Genomic DNA, 935 nt, shown 5'->3' on the forward strand with positions numbered 1-935 from the left:
CTAGGCTGTGTTCTCAAAATGCTGGTTTTCTGTCCACACATAACTCGCGCAAGTAGCGAAGGCAGAAAGCCAGTTTGATAAAGGCTGCAAAACTCTTGGCTAGCTTTTCATATCTCGTTGAAAACCGGCGAAACTTCTTCAACCAACCGAAGCACCGCTCCACGACATTGCGCCTGCGGTAATGCACCTTGTCCAGTACCAATGGACGCCCCTTATGGCGCCGTTGCTGGTCGCTGCGTTGCGGAATGACCGCTTTTATCCTTCTCCGCCGTAGCTCGGCTCGAAAGGCTTTGCTGCTATAGGCCTTGTCTGCGGCAAGATGCGCTGGCCGTGTTCGGTAGCGACCTGATGACGTTGGTATCCTCGCCATGGCCAACGCGCTTGTTGCATAGCTGATTTCTGCTGATTGCCCCGGTGACAGGCAGAAGCTCAGTGGTAAGCCATGACCGTCCGTGACCAAGTGAATTTTGCTGCCGAAACCTCCCCGCGAACGGCCAAGGGCTTGATTCATTGAGGTGTTTTTTTACGTGCACCGGCAGCATCTTTGGATGCTCTGACATTGGAGCCGTCCAGGCACCACAGGTCGAAATCGATGAGCCCTTCTTCATTGAGCTTGAGTTGCAGCGCTTCCAGAATGGCATCAATCCGGCCTGCATCCTGCCAACGCCGGAAGGTGTTGTAGACCGAATTCCATGGTCCGAAACGTTCTGGAAGGTCTCGCCAAGGAGCTCCGGTGTGGAGTATCCAGAGAATGCCATCGAGCACTTGGCGCGGTTCACGGGTAGGGCGCCCGATCAGGCTTCGAGAAGGAAACTGGGGCTCGATAAGCCCCCATTGTGCATCAGTCAGCTGATAACGGCGGGACACGGAATGGATCTTAAGCTGTTGAGAAGATGTGAGATTATATCTTCATCACTTTAAGAACACAGCCTAGG

1 protein-coding gene is annotated in these 935 nt (G+C 53.8%); it reads right to left on the minus strand.

The genetic code is table 11. The features are described from left to right. Positions 1-13: 13 nt before the first annotated feature. A protein-coding gene (locus A9G06_RS21815) for an IS5 family transposase (protein ID WP_103261584.1) occupies positions 14-867 on the minus strand; the annotation gives its coding sequence in 2 pieces (ribosomal slippage) (positions 14-525 and positions 525-867; 855 coding nt in all). Between the last annotated feature and the right edge of the window lie 68 nt (positions 868-935).

This window comes from Aeromonas sp. DNP9 (genome assembly GCF_001728955.1).
Taxonomy (GTDB): domain Bacteria; phylum Pseudomonadota; class Gammaproteobacteria; order Enterobacterales; family Aeromonadaceae; genus Aeromonas; species Aeromonas veronii.